This is a genomic window from Trueperaceae bacterium (genome assembly GCA_023954415.1).
Lineage (GTDB): Bacteria > Deinococcota > Deinococci > Deinococcales > Trueperaceae > JAAYYF01.
The window spans coordinates 21,849-40,442 of sequence record JAMLIB010000002.1; the positions used below are offsets into that span (position 1 = coordinate 21,849).

Sequence of the window (18,594 nt, forward strand, 5' to 3'; positions counted from 1 at the left end):
GCTGCCTATGGACTTCGCGCCAACGCCGTGAACGTCTCGGCTCGTGCCCGCGTGTACCGAGCAGCGGCCTTATTCCCGAGTGATGTTATCAGGATTGGCCGGTGGCTTGCGAGCCTGCTGGAGCCGGGTACGTGACCCTCGACCCCTCCACGACCGCGAACTTCGTCAATGAGTGTGGCGTGGACTTGTCAGCGGACATGATGTCGAGCACGCGCACCCCGCGCACGAGCAGCGCGTCGCCGATGAGCGAGCGGTGGCACCGCCACGGCACGGCCTCGGCGCACATGATGGCGAGGTCGTCGCCCTCGCCTTCCTTCACCAGCGCCTCCACCGCCTGGGCGAACTCCGGCGTCTGCATGTAGTCGGCGTAGCCGCGGAAGGACGCGTTCCGCCAACCCAGGTTGACGCTGTCCTTGTGGGCGTGGCGCAGCCCGCCCAGCTCCTTCGCCCACCGGTACGAGATGCCGGCGGCCGCGAGGCTGGCCGGCAACTCGTCCTGGCCGAACTGCGGGTTGTGGCGCGACCTCGGCACCGTGCGCACGTCCACGAGCCGCTCGACGCCGTGGGCGGTGAGCATGCCGATGAACACCTCGATCGGGTGCGTGGAGTGGCCGACGGTGAAGATCGTTTCGGCGGGCATGGGTAAGAGTAGACCCTGAACGGTCTGACCTTCCCAGGATGAGGATCGCGGCCGCGCAGGCACGCACGGCGACCGTCCGTTTACCAGATAGCTTCTACCGACCCGCTCGCTCGGATGCGCGCATCCTTGGTGACGAGCGGCACGCCCAGCCGAAGAGCCGTCGCGACGATCATCCGGTCAGCGGGATCCGGATGGAAGGGCGACAGTTCGACGGCGCCCAAGGCGATCGCCGGGTCGATGGCCTCGAAGCGCAAGAAGGAGAGCGCAAGGCAGCCGCGAACGAGCGTGGTCATGTCGACCGTGAGTTCCAGCCGGCCTTTCTTGACCAGCAGCGCCGCTTCCCACACGCTGATGGCGGACACGACGATGCGGCCATCACGTCTGGCAAGCTCGATCCGCTCCGCCGCGGCTCGGCTGAGCCGACCAGGATCGCTCAGCCACCAGAGCCAAGCGTGCGTGTCGAGCAAGATCACCGAAGCGCTTCCCAGTCATCCTCTCCCACCGGCTCCGTCGGGCCGTCGTACCGGAGTACGACTCCCCGGAGAAGCCGAAGCGCGTCGTCATCATCGCCGTAGGGCTCGATCCTGATCACCGGGCGACCCCGGTCCGTCACCAAGAGGGGCTCTCCCGTCGCCTCGACTTCGCGAAGGTACTCGAGAACCTTCGGCTTCAGCTCCGACTTCGAGACTGTGCGCATAGCCGCTTTCCTCTCACACGCCGCCGGGCAATTATGCCCATGGTCTGTGACCATGAGCGTAATGCATTCTACCCGGAGTACGGTTACCGGCGGTTACGCCGCCGGCGTCCTTACCAGCTCTCGACGGCCTCCGCGAACGCCTTCCCTGTGACGTCGTCGAACACCACGAACCTGATCAGGTCGAACGTGCCCCGCTGGAGCCAGCTCTTGGCGACCCCCGCCGCGATCGGCGCGGCGATCTCTGGCGGGAACGCGCATCGGCCGGTGCCGATCGCCGGCACCGCCACGGACCTCGCACCCAGCTGGGCGGCTAGGGCGAACGCGGCCTCGTGGCGCTGGCGCAGGACCTCACGCTCACGGACGCCCCCACGCCACGGCTGCGCCGCCGTGTGGATGACGTAGGTCGCGGGGATGCCGAAGGCGGGTGTGAAGACCGCCTGCCCGAAGTCGACGCCCCCGATCGCGCGCATGGCCGCCACGTGCCGCGGACCGCCCGCACGGGCGAGCGCGCCGTCGACACCGGCGGCACCCATCAGGGCGCGGTTCGAGGAGTTGACGACGGCGTCCACCGCTTGCTTCGTGATGTCGCCCTTCACGACCTGGACGCGGCCCGCCGGCGAGGCGGCCTCGTAGAGGACGACGGGGGTAGCAAGGGCCTGCGCGATCCGCGCCTCCAGTTCTCGCCGCTCCCGCTCTCGCGTCTCCTCCTCCCCGAACTCCCAGATGACGTTCCTTCCTCGCTCGCCGAGGGCCCTCTTCCGCTCGGTCAGGACGCGTTCCGCGGCCACCATGGCCGACCGCTTCCTGTCGTTCGAGCCGTGGTAACGGTCGCGTGACTTCACGTCCGAGTAGCGCGCCGCGGGGCTGAAGGCGCGTTGCCGGACGTACCCCTCCATCTGCCCGAACTCCGCCTCCTCGCGGGAACGCTCCTCGCCTGCCGGCAACGTGCAGATCAGCGCGTCGAGCCGGCCGAGCCACTGCCTCGCCGCCTGCTCGTCCTCACTCGCCGCGGCTTGCGCCAGTTTGCGCTTGACGCCGGCCAGCTCTACCAGCACCCTAGCCTGGGCGACGCGTTCGTCCGTAGACGCGGCCTCCCAGGCAGCGGGCGAGAACCACGGGAGGTCGATCGGGTAGCTCTCCTCGTCGGGCGCGCCGGTCACGACGTCGTCCCAGTACAGCTTCAGCCTCAGATCCGCGTGACCGGGCTCGAGCTCGAGGCTCACGAGGTAGTCGCCCGGCATGCCGGCGAGCAGGTCGGAGAGGGCGATGCCCCTGTCATCCGTCCCCAAACCGGCGGTCCGGGCCGCGGCCGCGTCGGCATGGGCCAAGAGGGCAGCAGTCCGGGGCTCGGCGGCGAGCCGGACGTCGCGGCCACGCAACGAGCTCAAGCCGGCCACCTCCACCTCGAACGCGCGCGCCATGTCGGTCTCGTTGGCGAGGAAGACGTAGTTGCCCCTGCCGGCGTCGGCCATACCGCGCAGGAGGTCCTCGTCGTAGTGGACACCGAGCCCCATCGTCGTCGTGGTAACCCCGTGTGAGGCCGCTCGAGTGACGTCCTGCGCGATAAGACCGCGGTCGGTGACCCCGCAGTTCGCTTGGCCGTCGCTCAGGAGCACGACCCGGCCGACGACGCCCGGCTCTGCGCAAGCCATCACCTGCGAGAGGCCCTCGGCCCAGCCGCCGAAGAGGTTGGTGCTGCCGCCGGCCCGCACGGCGTCGATGGCCGCGTCGACCCGATCCCTGGGCGAGCCATCCGCCGCCGTCCGAACCTTGGCTACGACCGACTACAGCTGCGGAACGATGAGCACCATCCCCGGGAAGATCAGGTTGGGGTCGTCGATGAGGTGGGCGTTCGCCTCCAGCACGCGCGGCCACTGCGAGCCCTGGCGGTAGAAGAACGTGGCGATCGACGAGAGCGAGTCGAGCGGCTGCACGGTGTAGATGCCGCGCGCGCCCGTCAGCGTGGCCACCTGCTGCTGGGCCTCCTGAAGCTCGGAGCGGATCCGCGCGAGCTCCGCCTGGCGCTCCTCGCTCACCTGCTCGAGCTGGGTCCTCTCGTCTGACAGCGACTCGAGCTCGCGCGTGAGGTCGGCGGCGCGCGCCCTGGCGCTGTCGAGGTCCAGCGAGGTCGCTCCCAGGCGCTGCTGAAGATCGGAGCGCAGCGCTTGCGACGCGTCCACCGTGGCGCGCAGGCGCCCCAGCTCCTCGACGGCCTCGTCGCGCTCGGCCACCAGCCCGTCGCGCTGGGCAGCGAGCTGATCGCGCTGACTGGCGGCCTCGTCGCGCTCGGCCGCGAGCCCATCACGCTCGGAAGCGAGCTCGGCTGCCTGGGCGGCGAGCCCGTCGCGTTCGCTCACGGTGGCGGCAAGATCGGCCTGTGCAGCGCTGAGGGCGGTAGCGACCTCGTCACGCTCGGCGACTGAGGCGGCGAGGTTCGCCTGCGTCGCACTCAGGGCCGTCGCGACCTCGTCGCGCTCGCTCACGGCCGCAGCGAGGTCCGCCTGCGTCGCGGTGAGGGCGGTCACGACCTCGTCACGCTGCTGCATGACGATGTCCAGGCTCATCCTCGCCTCCTCGGCGGAAGCGTCCCCCTCCCCTGAGGCACCCACTCCAGAGGCACCCGCTGCAGAGGCGGTGCTCGCCGCCTCGGCCGCCGCCCTCGCCTCGGACGCCGCGGTGCGAGCGCCTTCGAGCTCGACCACGATCGCATCGCGTTCTTCCATGACCGCCGTGAGCTGGCGCGTTAGGTCGTCCCTGGCGACCCGCAGTTCGGCGATCTCGCGATCGGCCGCGTCGCTCAGGACGCGCAGGTCGGCAAGGTCGCCCCGTTCGTGGTCGAGCGCGGCACGTAGGTCGGCGACCTCCGCCATCGCGGCCGAGGCCTCATCGCGAGCAGCCTGTAGGAAAGCCACTGGCGCCGCGGCCACCGCCCCGGCCGCGTCGCCCGCGGCCGCGCCCTGGCCGGACTCGAGCGCTTCGAGCCGCGCCTGAGCCGCCTCGGACTGGGCTCGAGCCTCCTCCAACTGGGCCGTCGCCTGGGCGCGCCCCGCGATGGCCTCGTTCAACTGGGCATTGACGGCGTCACGCTCGGCGTTGGCCGCGGCGAGGTCGGCCCCGGCCTGGTCCCTCTCGGCGTTGGCCTGACCAAGCTGGGCGTTGACCGAGGCCACCTGGGCCAGGGCGGCGTCGACCCGACCCTGGGCCTCGCCCAACCTCGCCTCGAGGCCGGTAACCCGGTCCTGGAGGTCGGTCACGTTCGCGGCCGCCGTGTCGCGGTCGGCCTCGGCGCGCGCGAGCGTGTCGAGCGCCTCCGCGAGGCTCGCCTCGACGGCCTCCTTCGCGCTCGTCGCCTGGCTCAGCTCGCCCTGGAGACTCGTGACGCGGCCGGACAAGGTCGCGTTCTGCTCGGTGAGCTCCTTCTCCAGCTTGCTCGGGCCGCAGGCGAGCAGGAGCGTGAGCGGCATGACCGCCGCGAGGACTACGAACGAGGCCCGCCTCCGGCGAGCCGCTGGCCGGGTGCTCTGGTTGCGCATGACCGAATATACAAGGCGAGGGGCACTTCAGACGAGACTCATGAGAGCGGCCCAGGGAACGAGCGCTAGGCCCAGCGTAGGCCGCCCACGGCGAATGGCCGGAACTTTCTTCTCAAACTGCTGAACAATGTATTGACACCCGACCCGCTAGCCCCTACACTCCCCTCAAATGACAAGCGAGCGGCCTTCGCGCCACTGTCTGCAACGGCTACGTCAGCACTTCTCGCGGCTGTCTCCAGCCCAGCAGGTCGTCGCGGAGTACATCCTGAAGAACCCGAACGACGCCATGCAGGCCTCCATCCACGAGATCGCGGCGCGCTGCCGGACGAGCGTCGGCACCGTCGTGCGCCTCGCGAAGGACATCGGGTTCGAGGGCGTGAGGGAGATGAAGCTCGCCCTCGCGCTCGAGGTCGGCACCCTCATCCCCAACCTCACCGCGCGCCAGGGGTCCAGCCGCGGGAACGCGGCGGAACTCCTCGAGAACACGGTCCTCGGCCTGAACGAGACCGCCGCAGCCCTCGACATACCGGAGCTGCAGCGGGTGGCGCGCCTGATCGCCGAGGCAGGCCACGTCGACGTCTACGGGGCCAGCACCTCCTACCTCGTCGGGATGGACCTCGTCGAGAAGCTCAAGCGCCTCGGCATCTACGCCTCCGTGTACGAGAACAGCTACATGCAGGCGATCTCGGCCACGGGCCTCGGTCCGGGCGACGTCGCCATCGGCGTCTCCTACTCCGGCGAGACGCAGAGCGTGGTGGAGTGCGTGGCCATGGCCCGCGAGCAAGGCGCTACCACCGTCGCCCTCACGAACTTCACCGACTCGAGCATCGTGGACGTGTCCGACGTCGTCCTCTCGACCGCCGTGTCGCGCCACCTGATACCCGACGGCAGCCTGGGTGGCCGGATAGCGCAGCTCTACGTCGTGGACGCCCTGTTCATCGAGCTTATCGCCTCTGATTCCGAGCGCTTCGATGCGGCCTTCCACCGCTACAACCAGATCCTCCTGCAGAAGGTGGGCAAGTCCCGCGACCGCCTCGGCCTGGGCCTCAAGCACCCGGGCCTCGGCAGGGGCCGGTCAGGTGACGGCCCCTCGGCCCCGCCCCCCACCAGGTCCTCGGCCAAGACCCTGACCGTGGCGGCCAGCACCAAGAAGACGGCCAAGAACGCCAAGAACACCGGGAAGAAGAGCGGGGCCAAGACCCCGCGTAAGGAGAGCAGCCATGAGTAGCGCAGGTTCGATGCGCGCCGCCGTGTTCCGCGGGGTGCGCGACATCGCAGTGACGGAAGTGGCGCGGCCCACCGCGGAACCGGGCAAGGTCCTCGTGAAGGTGACGCGCACCGGGATCTGCACGTTCGAGCGGCGCATCTACAGCGGCGCCCAGAAGCACGTCCCCATGCCGTCTATCGCTGGGCACGAGGTCGCCGCGACCGTCGAGGCCGCGCCGGCGGACACGGGCTTCGAGCCGGGCGACCGCGTCGCCCTCGACCTGGTCTACCGCTGCGGCCATTGCTACTACTGCGTGCGCGGCCAGGACAACCAGTGCGTTCGGCTCTACAGCGAGGGCCTCAAGTGGGACGGCCTCAACGTCATCGGCGGCGGCTTCGGCGAGTACATCTCCGTCGACCCCGCCAAGGTCTTCAAGGTCGACCCCACCGTCCCGCACCACATCATCGCGCTCTCGGAGCCCCTCGGCTGCGTGATCCACAGCTTCAGCAAGACGACCGTCGGCCTCGGCGACACGGTAGCGGTGATCGGCGCCGGCACGATGGGCTCGCTCCACGTGGTCCTGGCCAAGCTCTACGGCTGCAAGGTGCTGGTCAGCGACCCCGACGAGGAGCGCCTCGCGTTCGTGCGCGACCGCCTCGGAGCGGACGTCACCGTGAACCCGACCAAGGACGACCCCATCGCCGCCGCTAGGGCGCTGTCCGCCGGGCGCGGCACCAACGCCGTCTTCGTGACCGCCGGTGTGGGCGCAGCCGCCGAGCAGGCCATCGAGATGGCGGGCAAGTACTCCACCGTGGTCCTGTACGCGTCCACCCACCCGGCCGCCAAGATCCAGGTCGACTGGAACCGCATCCACTACAACGAGATCCGCATCGACGGCACGGAATCGCGCACCAGGAACGACGTCCGCACGGCCGCCGAGCTCCTGCCCCAGCTCCAAGGGCGGCTCGAGCACCTCGTCTCGCGCCAGATCGCCCTGGAGGAGCTACCGGACGAGCTCGAGCACGGGGTGCCGACGGGCGCCACGCAGCGCGTCATCGTGAACTTGGAGGCGTGAACCTAGAGGCGTGAACCCAGAGGCATGAGTCTGGAGGCGTGAAGGCCGTCGCCCGTCCAGCCGCCCCATGAGGGACGGACCCACCACCGCGCGCCACCCGACCGGCGCCGAGGCCCCGACCACCGCCTGCGCGACGAGCGCAGAGAGCCCGCAACCGGGCGAAGCTAGAGAGTCAGGAGAGCGAACATGCACGTCAGCAGCACCAAGGTCCGCAGGCTCCAGAGGGTCTTCCGTGAGGACGGCCGCACGCTGATCGTGGCCATGGACCACGGGTCATACATGAACGTCCTCCCCCAGGCGGCAGACCCTGGGAGGATCCTCGACGAAGTGCGCGAGGCCGGAGCAGACGCCGTCCTTACCACCCTGGGCATAGCGACGACCTACACGGACCGCCTCGGCGGCATGGGCCTCATCCTGCGCCTCGACGGCTCCGGCTCCATGCTCGACCAGGGCTCCACCTTCGAGCAGCGCTACACCATCGAGGACGGGCTGCGCGTCGCCGCGGACGCCGTGGCGGCCATGGGCTTCCCCGGCGAGGGCCGGGGCGAGACCCTGCACAACCTCGGCCGGATCGCCAGCCAGTGCACGGCCTGGAACATGCCGCTGCTCGCCGAGATGATGCCGGGCGGCTTCAACCCGAGCCTGCACACGCCGGAGAACATCACTCTCGCCAGCCGCATCGGCGTCGAACTCGGCGCAGACATCATCAAGACCACCTACACGGGCGACGTGGAGTCGTTCAAGGCCCTCACCGCCGGCGTCTTCGCCCCCGTGGTCGTGCTCGGCGGGAACAGGAAGGGCGAGTTGGTGGACCTCCTCACGATGGTCCACGACTCCCTCCAGGGCGGCGCGAGCGGCGTGGCCGTCGGCCGCAACGTCTGGCAGCACGAGAACGCCGGGGGCGTGGTGCGCGCCCTCGCCCGCATCATCCACGACGGCGCCACCGTCGCGCAGGCAGCCAAGGAGCTCGGGTCGCGGTAGTGACCGAGTAGCCGATGCTCAGAGCGACCACCCAGGCCCTCGCCAGACGCTCCGCCACGTTCGCGGGGGAGCTGTGGGCGCTTGCGGCGGTAGTCGGCTACACCGGCTCGAACCTGTTCGGCCGCGCGGGCGTCGCCTTGGGCAACCCCGTCGCCGGCCCCCTGCTACGCGACCTCCCGAGCTTCCTGCTCGGGCTGGCGCTGCTGAGCCGCGCGGGACGCTACCGCCAGCTCGTACCAGGTCGGAGCGCCTTCCAAGGCGCCAAGCTGGTCCCCTTCGCCCTCAGCGGCGCCATCTCGGTCATCGGCACCTTCGCGTTCTTCTTCTCGCTGAGTATCGGCGGCGTGAACATCGCCGTGCCCGTCCTCCAGACCCAGCTCCTCTGGGGCGCCCTCTTCGGCTGGCTCCTCCTCGGCGAACGCGTCCTGCCCCGGGGCGTCCTCGGCATCGCCGTGACGTTCGCCGGCCTATGCGTGCTCGCCGTCGGGCAGAGCAGGGGTACCCCCGTGTCCGACGCCTGGTTCACGGCCCTGCTCTTGGCGCTGGTGCCGGCGGTGGCCTGGGGCCTCTCCGGCGTCATCTGGCGCCGCGGCCAGATGCAAGGCGTCGAGCGCGCCACCGGCATGACCGTGCACTACGGCACGTCAGTCAGCCTCAGCCTGGGCTTCCTCGTCGCGGCCGGCCAGCTTGGCGTGTATCAGGCTATCGGCTGGGAGAGCCTCGCCTCGCTCGTCATGAGCGGCATCTGCGGTGGCGTGATCGCCGCGTTCGCCATGTTCACGGCCATCAAGCTCCTGCCGGCCGCCACCGTCTTCGTCCTGAACGGCCTCACTCCCCTCCTCACAGCGCTGGGCGGAGCCTGGTTCCTGGGGGAGTACGTCAACCTGCTCATGTGGGCCGGCATCGCGCTAACGAGCCTCGGCGTCGTGGTGTTCCAGGCCACCAAGCCCGTCAGGATCGGCGCGCAGGACGGCGCACCAGGCGTGCCGGCGCGCGGCGCCCCCGGCGCGGCGGCCGCGCCGGCACCCGACCCACGCCCCGGGAGGCGGCGTCCATGAGCCGGCCCGAACGCCCACGCCCCACGGGTGGACCCGGCGACCTCGTCCTGGGCGTCGACCTCGGCACCACGGGCTTCAAGGCCGGGGCGTTCGACGCGGAAGGGCGCCTCGTCGCGGCGGGCAAGGTGGAGTACGCGCTCGAGCGGCCGCGCGCCGCGTGGGCGGAGCAGCCGGCCGAGCGCTGGTGGGAGGCCTTCGAGCTGGTGCTGAGCCAGCTCCGCGAGAACGTCGACACGCGCCTCATCCGCGCCATCGCCGTGGCGGGCCAGTCGCCGACCGTGGTGCCGGTCGGCCCGGACGGCGCCGCGCTCAGGCCTGCCATCACGTGGGCCGACCGACGCGCGGTCGCGCAGGCCGCCCGGATGGCGGAGACGCTGGGGGCCGGCTTCGTGAACATCGAGTTCGAGTCCTTGCCACGCGTGCTGTGGATCAGGGACAACGAGCCGGACGTGTTCAGGCGCACCGCGGCCTTCCTGCAGTCTTACGAGTACCTCGCCTTCCGACTGACGGGCACGGCCGTGACCATCGAGCCGCTCGACGGTCTGCCGAACTGGACCGACGACCGCTTGGAGCGCCTGGGCCTGGAACGGACCCGCTTCCCCGCTCGCACGGTGGGCACCGGCCGCGTCATCGGCACGGTGCGCCCCGCCGTGGCCGAGGCCCTCGGCTTGCACCCTGAGGCACAAGTGGTGAGCGGCACCGTCGACGCGTTCGCGCACTGGATCGGCGTGAACTTGAGCCGCCAAGGCCAGCTCTCCAACATCGGCGGCACCTCGGAGGGCGTGGCTTTCGCCTCCGAGGCGCCCCTAACCGACCCGAGGCACCGGGTCTTCCGCATGCGCAGCCCCTTCGGCGCCGGCTGGGTGATAGGCGGCGCCATGTCGAACAGCGGCGGCCTCCTCGACTGGGTGGTCGCCAAGCTGGGCGGTCCGCGCGCCGACCACGACTCCGTGCTCGCCGCCATCGCCCGCGTGAGGCCGGGCAGCGAGGGCCTGATCGCCCTCCCCTACTTCCGCGGCGAGCGGACCCCCATCTACGACGCCGACGCCCGCGGCTGCTTCTTCGGCGTGAGCGCCGAGCACGGCCCCGAGCACCTCGGCCGGGCGCTCCTCGAGGGCGTGGCCTTCGGCCTGCGTCAGGTCGTCGGCGTCCTCTCGGATATCGGCGGCGACGTCGAACGCGTGGTGATCAGCGGGGGGACGGCTCGCGCCGCCGCGTGGAACCGGATCAAGGCCGACGTCCTCGGGAAGCCCGTCCACGTACCCTCGGTCACCGACTCAGGCGTGCTCGGCGCCGCGATCCTCGCGCGCGCCGCCGTAAGCGACGAGCCGCTGAGCCAGGTGGCTCAGCGCATGGTCCACGATCGGGAGGTGATAGAACCGGACGCGAAGAACACGGCGGTCTACGACCAGACGTACCCACTCTTCCTCGAGCTCTACGAGCGCCTGAAGGAGCCGTACCGCCGCCTAGCCGAGCTGAACCCATCAGCGTAGTCCCGACTCGGACCCCTCCACCCAGCGATGACGCAACCCCACAGAAGGAGAGCCTTAATGAAGAAGCGTGGCTTGTCGATCGTAGTCGCTATGGCGTTGGCGCTTGGCCTTGGCTACGGCCTCGCGCAGCAGACCTTCGACGTAGCGGTGTTCTTCCCCGGCACCTTGGGCGGCAACCCGCTCGAGCCGCCGATCACCGCCGGCGTGACGCGCGTCCGCCAGGACTTCCCGAACGTCACGGTCCGCGTGGTAGAGGGCGGCGCCGCCTCGGACTGGGAGTCTGGGCTGACCGCCCTCGTGGCCACCCAGACGTACGAGCTGATCATCACCCTCACCGACGGGATGCCGCAGATCCTCCAGTCGGTGTCGGCCATGTTCCCCGACCAGAAGTACGTGCTGCTCGACTCCGCCGTCGAGGGGCTGCCCAACGTCTACTCGCTGATGTACTCCGACGAGGCGCTCGGCTTCGTAGGCGGCGTGTTCGCCGGCCTCCTCTCCAAGAACTTCAGCATGTCCGGCGATTCCGCCAGCCCCAAGGTGGGCCTGCTCGCCGGCACGCCGTACCCGCAGATGGACAACAAGATCCACCCGGGCTACGCGGCCGGCGCGCACTACGTCGACCCGAGCATCGAGGTGCTGTTCGCGGCCGTCGGCGACTGGAACAACCCCAACCGGGCCCGCGACCTCGCCCTCAACATGTTCAACCGCGGCACCACGGCCATCATGTCGATCACGGGCGGCGGCGACCCGGGCGTACACAAGGCGGCCTCGGAGACCGGCCGCTACGCCATCGCGGTCAACACGAACCAGAACGCCTCCATGCCAGGCGTCATCCTCGGCTCGGTGCTCAAGCGCATCGACAACTCCATCCACAGCGCCGTCGAGGCGGCGTTGGCCGGCACCCTGGCCTACGGCACGACCGACATCGCCGGCGTGAAGGAAGGCGCCATCTCGATAGCGGACGACGACCTGTACAGGGAGTTCGTGCCCGGCTCGATCCGTGACGAGCTGGCTTCCGTCATGGCCGCCATCGTTTCCGGCGAGATCGACCTGACGGCCCTCCTCCAGGCGGAGTTGGGCAACTGAGTCAGCAGGAGTAGTCGCGGGAGTGGCGCTCCCGACGAAAGGGGCGCCACTCCCTCCCGCACCCGACCCCGCCCAAGGAGACCTCGGCATGGCCCCGTATCTGGTGTGTGAAGGCCTCTCGAAGACGTACGGCGGAACCCTGCGTGCCCTGCAGGGGGTCAGCCTGAGCGTCGAGCGGGGGAAAGTACACGCGTTCATCGGGGAGAACGGCGCCGGCAAGAGCACGCTCGCCAAGATCATCGGCGGGATGGTGGCGCCGGACGCCGGGAGCATGAGCTTCGATGGCAAGCCCTACGCCCCCGGTAAACCGCGAGACGCCCACGCGCACGGGATCGGCATGGTGCATCAGCACTTCACGCTGTTCCCGGCCCTCACGGTCGCGGAGAACATAGTCCTGGGCGACGAGCCTACCCGCCTCGGCCAGGTCGACATCGCCAGGGCCGTGGAGGAGGTGAGGGCGCTGTCCGAGGAGTACGGCATGCCCCTCGACCCCAGGCGGCGCCTCCACGACCTGTCGGTAGGCGAGCAGCAGCGCGTCGAGATCCTGAAGGAGCTGCGGCGCGACGTCGAGCTCCTCATCCTCGACGAGCCCACCGCCGTCCTCACGCCCCAGGAGGTCGAGAGGCTCTTCAAGGGCATCCGGCGCCTGATCCGCGAGAACCGGACCGTCATCTTCATCGCCCACAAGCTCGAGGAGGTCCTCGCCATCGCGGACGAGATCACGGTCATGCGCAAAGGCCGCGTCGTAGGGCACCGCGACCGCGCCGAGGCCACCAAGGAGGAGCTCGTGCAGCTCATGGTGGGCGAGAGCCTGCCAGTGCACGAGCGGCGCTACGGCGCTGAACCGGGAGGCGAGAAGCTCGTCACGCGCGAGCTGACCATCCGGGACGAGCGGGGGCGGCCAGAACTCGACGGGATCACGCTCAGCGTCAACGCGGGCGAGATCCTCGGCCTGGCCGGCGTGGAAGGGAACGGCCAGCAGGCGCTCGAGCAGGTGCTCGGCGGGCTGATCACGCCCACCACCGGCAGCGTGGTCCTCAACGGGGCGGCCATCACGCGCGCTTCGCCCGCTAGGCGGCGCAGGCTGGGCCTCGCCTACGTCCCGGCCGACCGGCTGGAGTGGGGCTGCGCCCCCCAGGCGAGCGTCTTCGAGAACGCCATGACGCAGTGCTACAGGCGCGAATCCACCGCAGGTATCTTGCGACGGAGGCGGCTGCGGCAGGTCGTCCGCTCCATGTTCAAGCGCTTCGACGTCCGCGCCCCCGACCTCGACTCCCCTATCTCCTCCCTCTCCGGAGGCAACATCCAGAAGCTGATCCTGGCGCGCGAGCTCGGCTCCGAGCGGAGCGAGCGGCTGGAAGCTATCGTCATCTCCAACCCCAGCCGCGGCATCGACATCAGGGGCGTGCAGTTCGTCCACGACCTGCTCGCGGGCTACCGCGACGCCGGCTGCGCCATCCTCCTGATCTCCACCGACCTAGACGAGATCCTCGCCCTCAGCGACCGCATCGGCGTGCTCTACACTGGCAGGCTCGTCGCCATGCTGCCCGGCCAAGGCCGCACCAGCAAGACGGAGCTGGGGCGCTACATGCTGCAGGGCGACGACAAGGAGCGTGCGGCATGACCGACCGCCTGCTCGATCGACTCGCCGACGGGCTCAGCCTCGCCTTGACCATCGGCGTGGCGCTCGTCGCCGGGGCGGTCATCATCTGGCTGACGAGCGCCGACCCCGGCCACGCCCTGCGCGCCTTCTTCCTCGGCCCGTTCCAGAACAAGCTCTTCTTCGGCAACTTGCTGCAGACGGCGGCGCCCCTCCTGTTGACGGGCCTCGGCGTCGCGGTGGCCTTCCAGGTCGGCGCCGTGAACCTCGGCGCCGAAGGCCAGGTGTACGCGGGGGCGCTGGCCGGCGCGACGCTCCTACTGTTCCCACCGTTCGTCAGCCCGTGGCTGATCCCCGTCGCCGTGGTGGCGGCCGGAGCGGCCGGCGCGCTCTTCGCCTGGCTCGCCGGTTGGTTGCGGACGCGCTTCGGCGCCACGGAAGTCATCGGCTCGTTCCTGATCGGCGCGGCGCTCATCCAGCTCTTCGACTTCTTCCTCAGGCGCTACCTGGCCGACCCCACGGCGGGCTTCCCCACCTCCAAGCCGCTCGCCGCCACCTTCCGCCTCGCGAGGCTGCTGCCGCCTTCGAACCTCAACGTCATGTTCGCGATCGGCATCGTGCTGGCGGTCGTGGCCTTCTTCGTGCTGTACCGCACGACCTTCGGCTACCGCATCCGCCTGACGGGCTTGAGCGTGAAGTACGCGCGCTACAGCGGCATCCGCGTCGGCTGGCACTTCCTCGTGGCCATGGCCATCAGCGGGGCGTTGGCCGGCATCGCCGGCGTGGGGGAGGTGATGGGCGTGCAGGGCCGCCTCGTGACGGGCCTCTCGAACAACCTGGGTTGGAACGGCGTGACCGTGGCGCTGGTCGCGCGCCTCCATCCGCTCGGGGTGATCCCGGCCGCGCTCCTATACGGCTACCTGCACTCCGGTGCCACGGTGGCGGGCCTCACGTCCGACGTCTCGCCGCGCATAGCCGCGATCATCCAGTCGTTGATCTTCTACCTGATAACGGCGCAGGCCATCTACGTCTGGCTGCGGCGGAGGCTGGGGGCCGCACGCGCGAACGCCGGGCCCGGGGGCGCCCTGCCGAGCGGCGCGGCCGGAAGGCCACGACGCCAGGGCGGCCCGAGCGCCGCGCGGAGCGACCGATGAGCTCGTTGGCGGAGGTCTTCAACCTGCAGCTGCTGTTCGACGTGCTGCGCATGACGACGCCCATCCTCCTGCTCGCGCTCGGCGGCATGATCACCGACAGGGCGGGGGTGCTCAACATCGCCCTGGAGGGGCTCCTGGTGTTCGGGGCCTTCGCCGCGGTCGTCGGCACCGGCATGACGGGGAACCTGCTCGTCGGCGTCGTCGCCGCCCTCGTCGGCAGCGGGCTCCTGTCGCTCGCCTTCGCGTGGTTCGCCCTGTACCTGCGCGGCAACATCTTCATCGTCGGCCTCGCCACGAACGCGTTCGCGGCCGCCGTCACCACCTACGCCTCGTGGCTGATCTCGGGGCGCGAGGGCTCGCTCAGCTACCCGCAGGCGCCCACGATCGGCCCCATCAGCGTGCCGCTCGTGAAGGACGCCCACTTCCTGTCGTTCCTGAGCGGCCACACGGTCATCGACTACACGGCCTGGGCCCTCGTGCTCGTGGTCTCGTTCGTGGTGTTCCGCACGCGCATGGGGCTGCGCCTCAGGGCGGTCGGACAAGAGCCGCTGGCGGCGCGAGCCGTCGGGCTGTCGGTCCGCCGCATCCGCTACCTCGCGGTCCTGGCCAGCGGGCTCCTCGCCGGGCTGGCCGGCGCCCAGCTCTCCCTGACCCTCGGGGGCTTCGTGCAGAACATGTCCGCCGGGCGCGGGTGGATCGGACTCGTCGCCTCGATCGTGGGGAGCGGGACGGCGTTCGGGTCCGCCGCGGCCTCGCTCCTGTTCGGGGCCACGGAGGGCGTGGCGAACTCGCTCCAGATCACCGCGCCCAAGGTGCCGGCCCAGCTCCTCTTCGCCCTGCCATACGTGATCACCCTCGCAGCGCTGGTGTTCTACAGTGCTACCCGCTCACGCAAGAAGGGCGTGCTCGACACGTGAGCGCGCCCTCGCCCTTCAGGAGGATAGGCACTTGAGAGAGTTCGGCCTTTACATAGACGGCGAGTGGACCGCTGCGCTCGGTGGCGGGACCTTCGAGGTCATCGACCCCGCCAACGGCCGCCCGGTCGCGCGCGTGGCGCGCGGCGGGGCGCAGGACGTCGAGCGCGCGGTGCGCGCGGCGACCAAGGCCGCGGCGGCGTGGCAGGCCATGCCGCTACGCGAGCGCGCGGCCGCCATGCGGCGAGTAGCCGACCTCATGCAGCGCGACACGGAGGAGCTGGCGCTACTCGAGACGCTGGACTCCGGTGGCACGCTCTGGTACTCGCGGGTGACGGTGACGGACATCGCGGCCAAGCGCTTCGAGTACTTCGCCGGCCTCGTCGACAAGGTCGAGGGGCAGCAGATCCCGGTCTCCGCGAACCACCTCGTCTACACGGCCCTCGAGCCGCTCGGGGTGACCGCTCACATCATCCCGTGGAACGGGCCCCTCTGGGAGGCGTCGCGCAGCGTGCCCCCGGCCTTGGCGGCCGGGAACGCCGTCATCCTGAAGCCGGCCCAGGAGGCGCTCCTCGGCGCCATCAAGCTCGGCGAACTCGCCAAGGAGGCGGGGCTGCCGGACGGCCTCGTCAACGTGATCCCCGGGCCCGGCTCGGACGTGGGGGAAGCGCTGGTCCAACACCCCGGCATCCACGGCATCACGTTCACAGGCTCCGTCGCCACCGGCCAGCGGATCATGCGCGGGGCGGCGGCCACCATGAAGCGCCTCGTGCTGGAGCTCGGCGGCAACGCCGCGAACATCGTGTTCGACGACGCCGACCTGGAGCGGGCCGTGGAAGGGAGCGTCTGGGCCGCGTTCTCCAACTCCGGTCAGATCTGCGTGTCCGGGCCTCGCATACTCGTGCACGAGTCCGTGCGCGAGGAGTTCACTGCGCGTTTCGTCGAGCGCGTCAAGAGCCTGAGCGTGGGACCGGGGGTGGAGAACCACCCCATCGGCCCCGTCGTCTCGGAGCACCACATGCGCTCCGTGCTCGACTACATCGAGGTCGGTAAGCAGGAGGGCGCGAAGGTCCTGACGGGCGGCTACCGCGCGACGGACGGGGCGTTACGCGACGGTTACTTCGTGATGCCCACGGTATTCGACGACGTGACCCCGAGCATGCGCGTCTGGCGCGAGGAGGTCTTCGGTCCGGTCGTGACCATCACGGGCTTCCGCACCGAGGAGGAGGCCGTGCACATGGCGAACGACACCGAGTACGGCCTCGCCAACGGCATGTGGACGCAGAGCCTCGCGCGCGCGCACCGGGTGGCCCGGCTCCTGCAATCCGGCCAGGTGTACGTGAACGAGTGGTTCTGCGGCGATATCCAGTGCCCCGCCGGGGGGTACAAGATGAGCGGCATAGGCCGCGAGGAAGGCCAGCAGGCGTTGGGGAACTACCTGCAGCTGAAGAGCGTCAGGGTGAACTTGGGGTAGTTGGCGTCCTGGGCGATGTGCCGTTGATAGCCCCGACGATCAGGCCGGTGTAGTACCGCCGCGCACTCCGCAGTGGCGTACGCGGTGCGCGCGGCGGCCTTCGTGGGGCCGAGGCAACCGCGCGACCCGGAGCGCCCTCAGAGGACCCCTATCAACACGTGCCAATCCTCTCGGCCGTCGTCCGACACGGCCAGGTGGTACGCGACCACCCGCAACCCGGACTCCTCCATGACCTGCGAGAGGTGCGACGTCACCAGCGACACGTGCCCGCCCGCTCGGACCGGTCGCGTGATCATCACCGCCGCACCGCCCTCCGCCAACGCGAACAGCGAGCCAGCGAGCATCTCGGCCACCTCGTCGAGGTAGCTCTCGACCGTCGCGATCGCCAGCACCGGGTCGGACTGCCTTGCCAGCCAGGCCGCGTGCGTGGGCGGGTGGACGACGAGCATGTCGGCGGCACCGGCGAGCCCCATGGCCGCGACCCCCGCGTGCCGGTGCAAGGACCTGGCGTCGACCCGGTGTACGAAACCGGCACCCGGCTCCGTGTCGCCCGACCAACTATCGACCCCGAACTCGCGGGCCGCGAGGCCGATGGTCCCACTGCCGCGCCCGACAGCGCCGGCACGCGCATCCTGCAGACGACCAGGGAGCTGCTTGACTGCGAGGACGCCTACACCATCTCGCATGAGGACGGCTTCACCTGGTGGCTCGAGCGGCGCGCCCAGCGGTTCAGCCTCAGCGGTCCCCACGAGGACGGGGGCAGGCGCTTCAGAACGCTCTCGTTCACCACGGACTTCGTCGCAGGCGTATCCAGGCGCACCGCCGCCGTCGACTCGCTGATCGAACTGCTGCACCGCGGCGGCGAGATGACCAACGCCGCGCTCGTCGGCGACAAGCTAGTGCAACGGGGCCGCATCGCGATCTACGAGGACAGCTCGGACGAGGAGGTCGAGAACCGGCTCAAGATGTTCACGCATCGAGCCATCCTGGCCAACCTCATCTGCGGCGCTCACGGGCCGCGGGTGGCCGTCGGCCTCACCGCCGACGGCGCGGGCTTCCCTAACGTCACCGCAGACGACACCGTCCACCCCACTACCGGACCGCGCCGGCACCCCCACCCCCTCCATGACGCCCTGGACCGCATCTTCGTTGCCCGCGGGAACGAGCCGCTCCCTGGACCGTGCCGCCCCGACCTGGTCGAGTGCTTCGTCGACCTGGTCAAAGCCGGGTACAAGGTCTTCATCAAGCCCGACATGAGCGAGTACTTCCTCCCCGGTACGCAGCGAGGGATCGAGTACAGGGTGAGCCTCGACCTCAGCGAACGCAACGCGATGCTGGGCGGCGGCATGTTCGTGCGACTCACCCTCACCCTGCCCAAGACCATCGCGGAGAAGGCAGACTTCACCCTCCCGCAGCTCCTCAACGACCTCGAGTGGGATTCCCCCGATCCGCTCATGCAGTGCGGCGGCTGGGCCCTCCTGGCGCCCGACCTCCAGCCGGGGCCCAACCCCCTGCGGCCTACTGACGAGCTCCTACCGCTCGACAAGACGTCACTGCTCTACGGCGCCTTCTTCCCCAACGCCTCGATGACCGCCGGCCTCGCCATGGACGCGACCTTGGACGCGTTGGCACGGGTCGGGCGAACCGTGCGGTGGTTGCAGCCGGATTGGCCGAACTGAGGC

The 18,594-nt window shown here is 70.1% G+C and carries 17 protein-coding genes; 11 read left to right on the top strand and 6 right to left on the bottom strand.

All coding sequences use genetic code 11. The features are described from left to right. Nucleotides 1-88: 88 nt before the first annotated feature. The 5 genes from M9914_02640 to M9914_02660 form a co-directional block, all read right to left on the bottom strand. The gene (locus M9914_02640; GenBank protein ID MCO5173062.1) at nucleotides 89-640 is read right to left on the bottom strand and encodes a DUF488 domain-containing protein; all 552 of its coding nucleotides are present in this window, start codon (nucleotides 638-640) and stop codon (nucleotides 89-91) included. Between the two features lie 80 nt (nucleotides 641-720). Continuing rightward, nucleotides 721-1,113 carry a type II toxin-antitoxin system VapC family toxin gene (locus M9914_02645; protein MCO5173063.1) on the bottom strand — a complete coding sequence of 131 codons (393 nt, stop codon included), beginning with the start codon at nucleotides 1,111-1,113 and terminating at the stop codon, nucleotides 721-723. Further along, nucleotides 1,110-1,337: a type II toxin-antitoxin system Phd/YefM family antitoxin gene (locus M9914_02650; protein ID MCO5173064.1), complete on the bottom strand. Its 228-nt coding sequence runs from the start codon at nucleotides 1,335-1,337 to the stop codon at nucleotides 1,110-1,112. Before M9914_02650 ends, M9914_02645 begins: the two co-directional genes overlap by 4 nt. A gap of 110 nt (nucleotides 1,338-1,447) precedes the next feature. Beyond that, entirely contained in the window at nucleotides 1,448-3,049 is a 1,602-nt protein-coding gene (locus tag M9914_02655) for a macro domain-containing protein (GenBank protein ID MCO5173065.1), read from the bottom strand. 72 nt (nucleotides 3,050-3,121) lie between these two features. Beyond that, entirely contained in the window at nucleotides 3,122-4,870 is a 1,749-nt protein-coding gene (locus M9914_02660; protein ID MCO5173066.1) for a LysM peptidoglycan-binding domain-containing protein, read from the bottom strand. A gap of 169 nt (nucleotides 4,871-5,039) precedes the next feature. Here M9914_02660 and M9914_02665 point away from each other — a divergent pair, with 169 nt between their 5' ends. The 10 genes from M9914_02665 to M9914_02710 all read left to right on the top strand — a co-directional run bounded on the left by M9914_02665 (nucleotide 5,040) and on the right by M9914_02710 (nucleotide 16,912). After that, nucleotides 5,040-6,098 (top strand): MurR/RpiR family transcriptional regulator, encoded by a 1,059-nt coding sequence (locus M9914_02665; protein MCO5173067.1) that lies wholly within the window; start codon nucleotides 5,040-5,042, stop codon nucleotides 6,096-6,098. Continuing rightward, the gene (locus tag M9914_02670; protein ID MCO5173068.1) at nucleotides 6,091-7,152 is read left to right on the top strand and encodes an alcohol dehydrogenase catalytic domain-containing protein; all 1,062 of its coding nucleotides are present in this window, start codon (nucleotides 6,091-6,093) and stop codon (nucleotides 7,150-7,152) included. The genes M9914_02665 and M9914_02670 overlap by 8 nt, the downstream gene beginning before the upstream one ends. 186 nt (nucleotides 7,153-7,338) lie before the next feature. Then, a complete protein-coding gene (locus M9914_02675; GenBank protein ID MCO5173069.1) occupies nucleotides 7,339-8,133 on the top strand; it encodes a hypothetical protein in 795 nt (264 codons plus the stop codon). A gap of 14 nt (nucleotides 8,134-8,147) precedes the next feature. After that, the gene (locus M9914_02680; protein ID MCO5173070.1) at nucleotides 8,148-9,191 is read left to right on the top strand and encodes a DMT family transporter; all 1,044 of its coding nucleotides are present in this window, start codon (nucleotides 8,148-8,150) and stop codon (nucleotides 9,189-9,191) included. Then, a complete protein-coding gene (locus M9914_02685; GenBank protein ID MCO5173071.1) occupies nucleotides 9,188-10,684 on the top strand; it encodes an FGGY-family carbohydrate kinase in 1,497 nt (498 codons plus the stop codon). Before M9914_02680 ends, M9914_02685 begins: the two co-directional genes overlap by 4 nt. A gap of 57 nt (nucleotides 10,685-10,741) precedes the next feature. Further along, on the top strand, nucleotides 10,742-11,770 hold the full coding sequence (locus M9914_02690; protein MCO5173072.1) for a BMP family ABC transporter substrate-binding protein: 1,029 nt from the start codon (nucleotides 10,742-10,744) through the stop codon (nucleotides 11,768-11,770). Between the two features lie 88 nt (nucleotides 11,771-11,858). Beyond that, complete coding sequence (locus M9914_02695) at nucleotides 11,859-13,394, top strand: ABC transporter ATP-binding protein (protein ID MCO5173073.1); 1,536 nt, start codon at nucleotides 11,859-11,861, stop codon at nucleotides 13,392-13,394. Continuing rightward, nucleotides 13,391-14,524 carry an ABC transporter permease gene (locus M9914_02700; protein MCO5173074.1) on the top strand — a complete coding sequence of 378 codons (1,134 nt, stop codon included), beginning with the start codon at nucleotides 13,391-13,393 and terminating at the stop codon, nucleotides 14,522-14,524. The genes M9914_02695 and M9914_02700 overlap by 4 nt, the downstream gene beginning before the upstream one ends. Next, on the top strand, nucleotides 14,521-15,441 hold the full coding sequence (locus M9914_02705) for an ABC transporter permease (protein MCO5173075.1): 921 nt from the start codon (nucleotides 14,521-14,523) through the stop codon (nucleotides 15,439-15,441). Before M9914_02700 ends, M9914_02705 begins: the two co-directional genes overlap by 4 nt. A 31-nt stretch (nucleotides 15,442-15,472) precedes the next feature. After that, the gene (locus M9914_02710; protein MCO5173076.1) at nucleotides 15,473-16,912 is read left to right on the top strand and encodes an aldehyde dehydrogenase family protein; all 1,440 of its coding nucleotides are present in this window, start codon (nucleotides 15,473-15,475) and stop codon (nucleotides 16,910-16,912) included. Between the two features lie 137 nt (nucleotides 16,913-17,049). On the opposite strand, the gene M9914_02715 is transcribed toward M9914_02710, so the two are convergent. Continuing rightward, entirely contained in the window at nucleotides 17,050-17,385 is a 336-nt protein-coding gene (locus M9914_02715) for a hypothetical protein (GenBank protein MCO5173077.1), read from the bottom strand. A 45-nt stretch (nucleotides 17,386-17,430) separates the two neighbouring features. On the opposite strand from M9914_02715, the gene M9914_02720 reads away from it, so the two are divergent. Beyond that, a complete protein-coding gene (locus M9914_02720; protein ID MCO5173078.1) occupies nucleotides 17,431-18,591 on the top strand; it encodes a hypothetical protein in 1,161 nt (386 codons plus the stop codon). The last annotated feature ends 3 nt before the right edge of the window (nucleotides 18,592-18,594 follow it).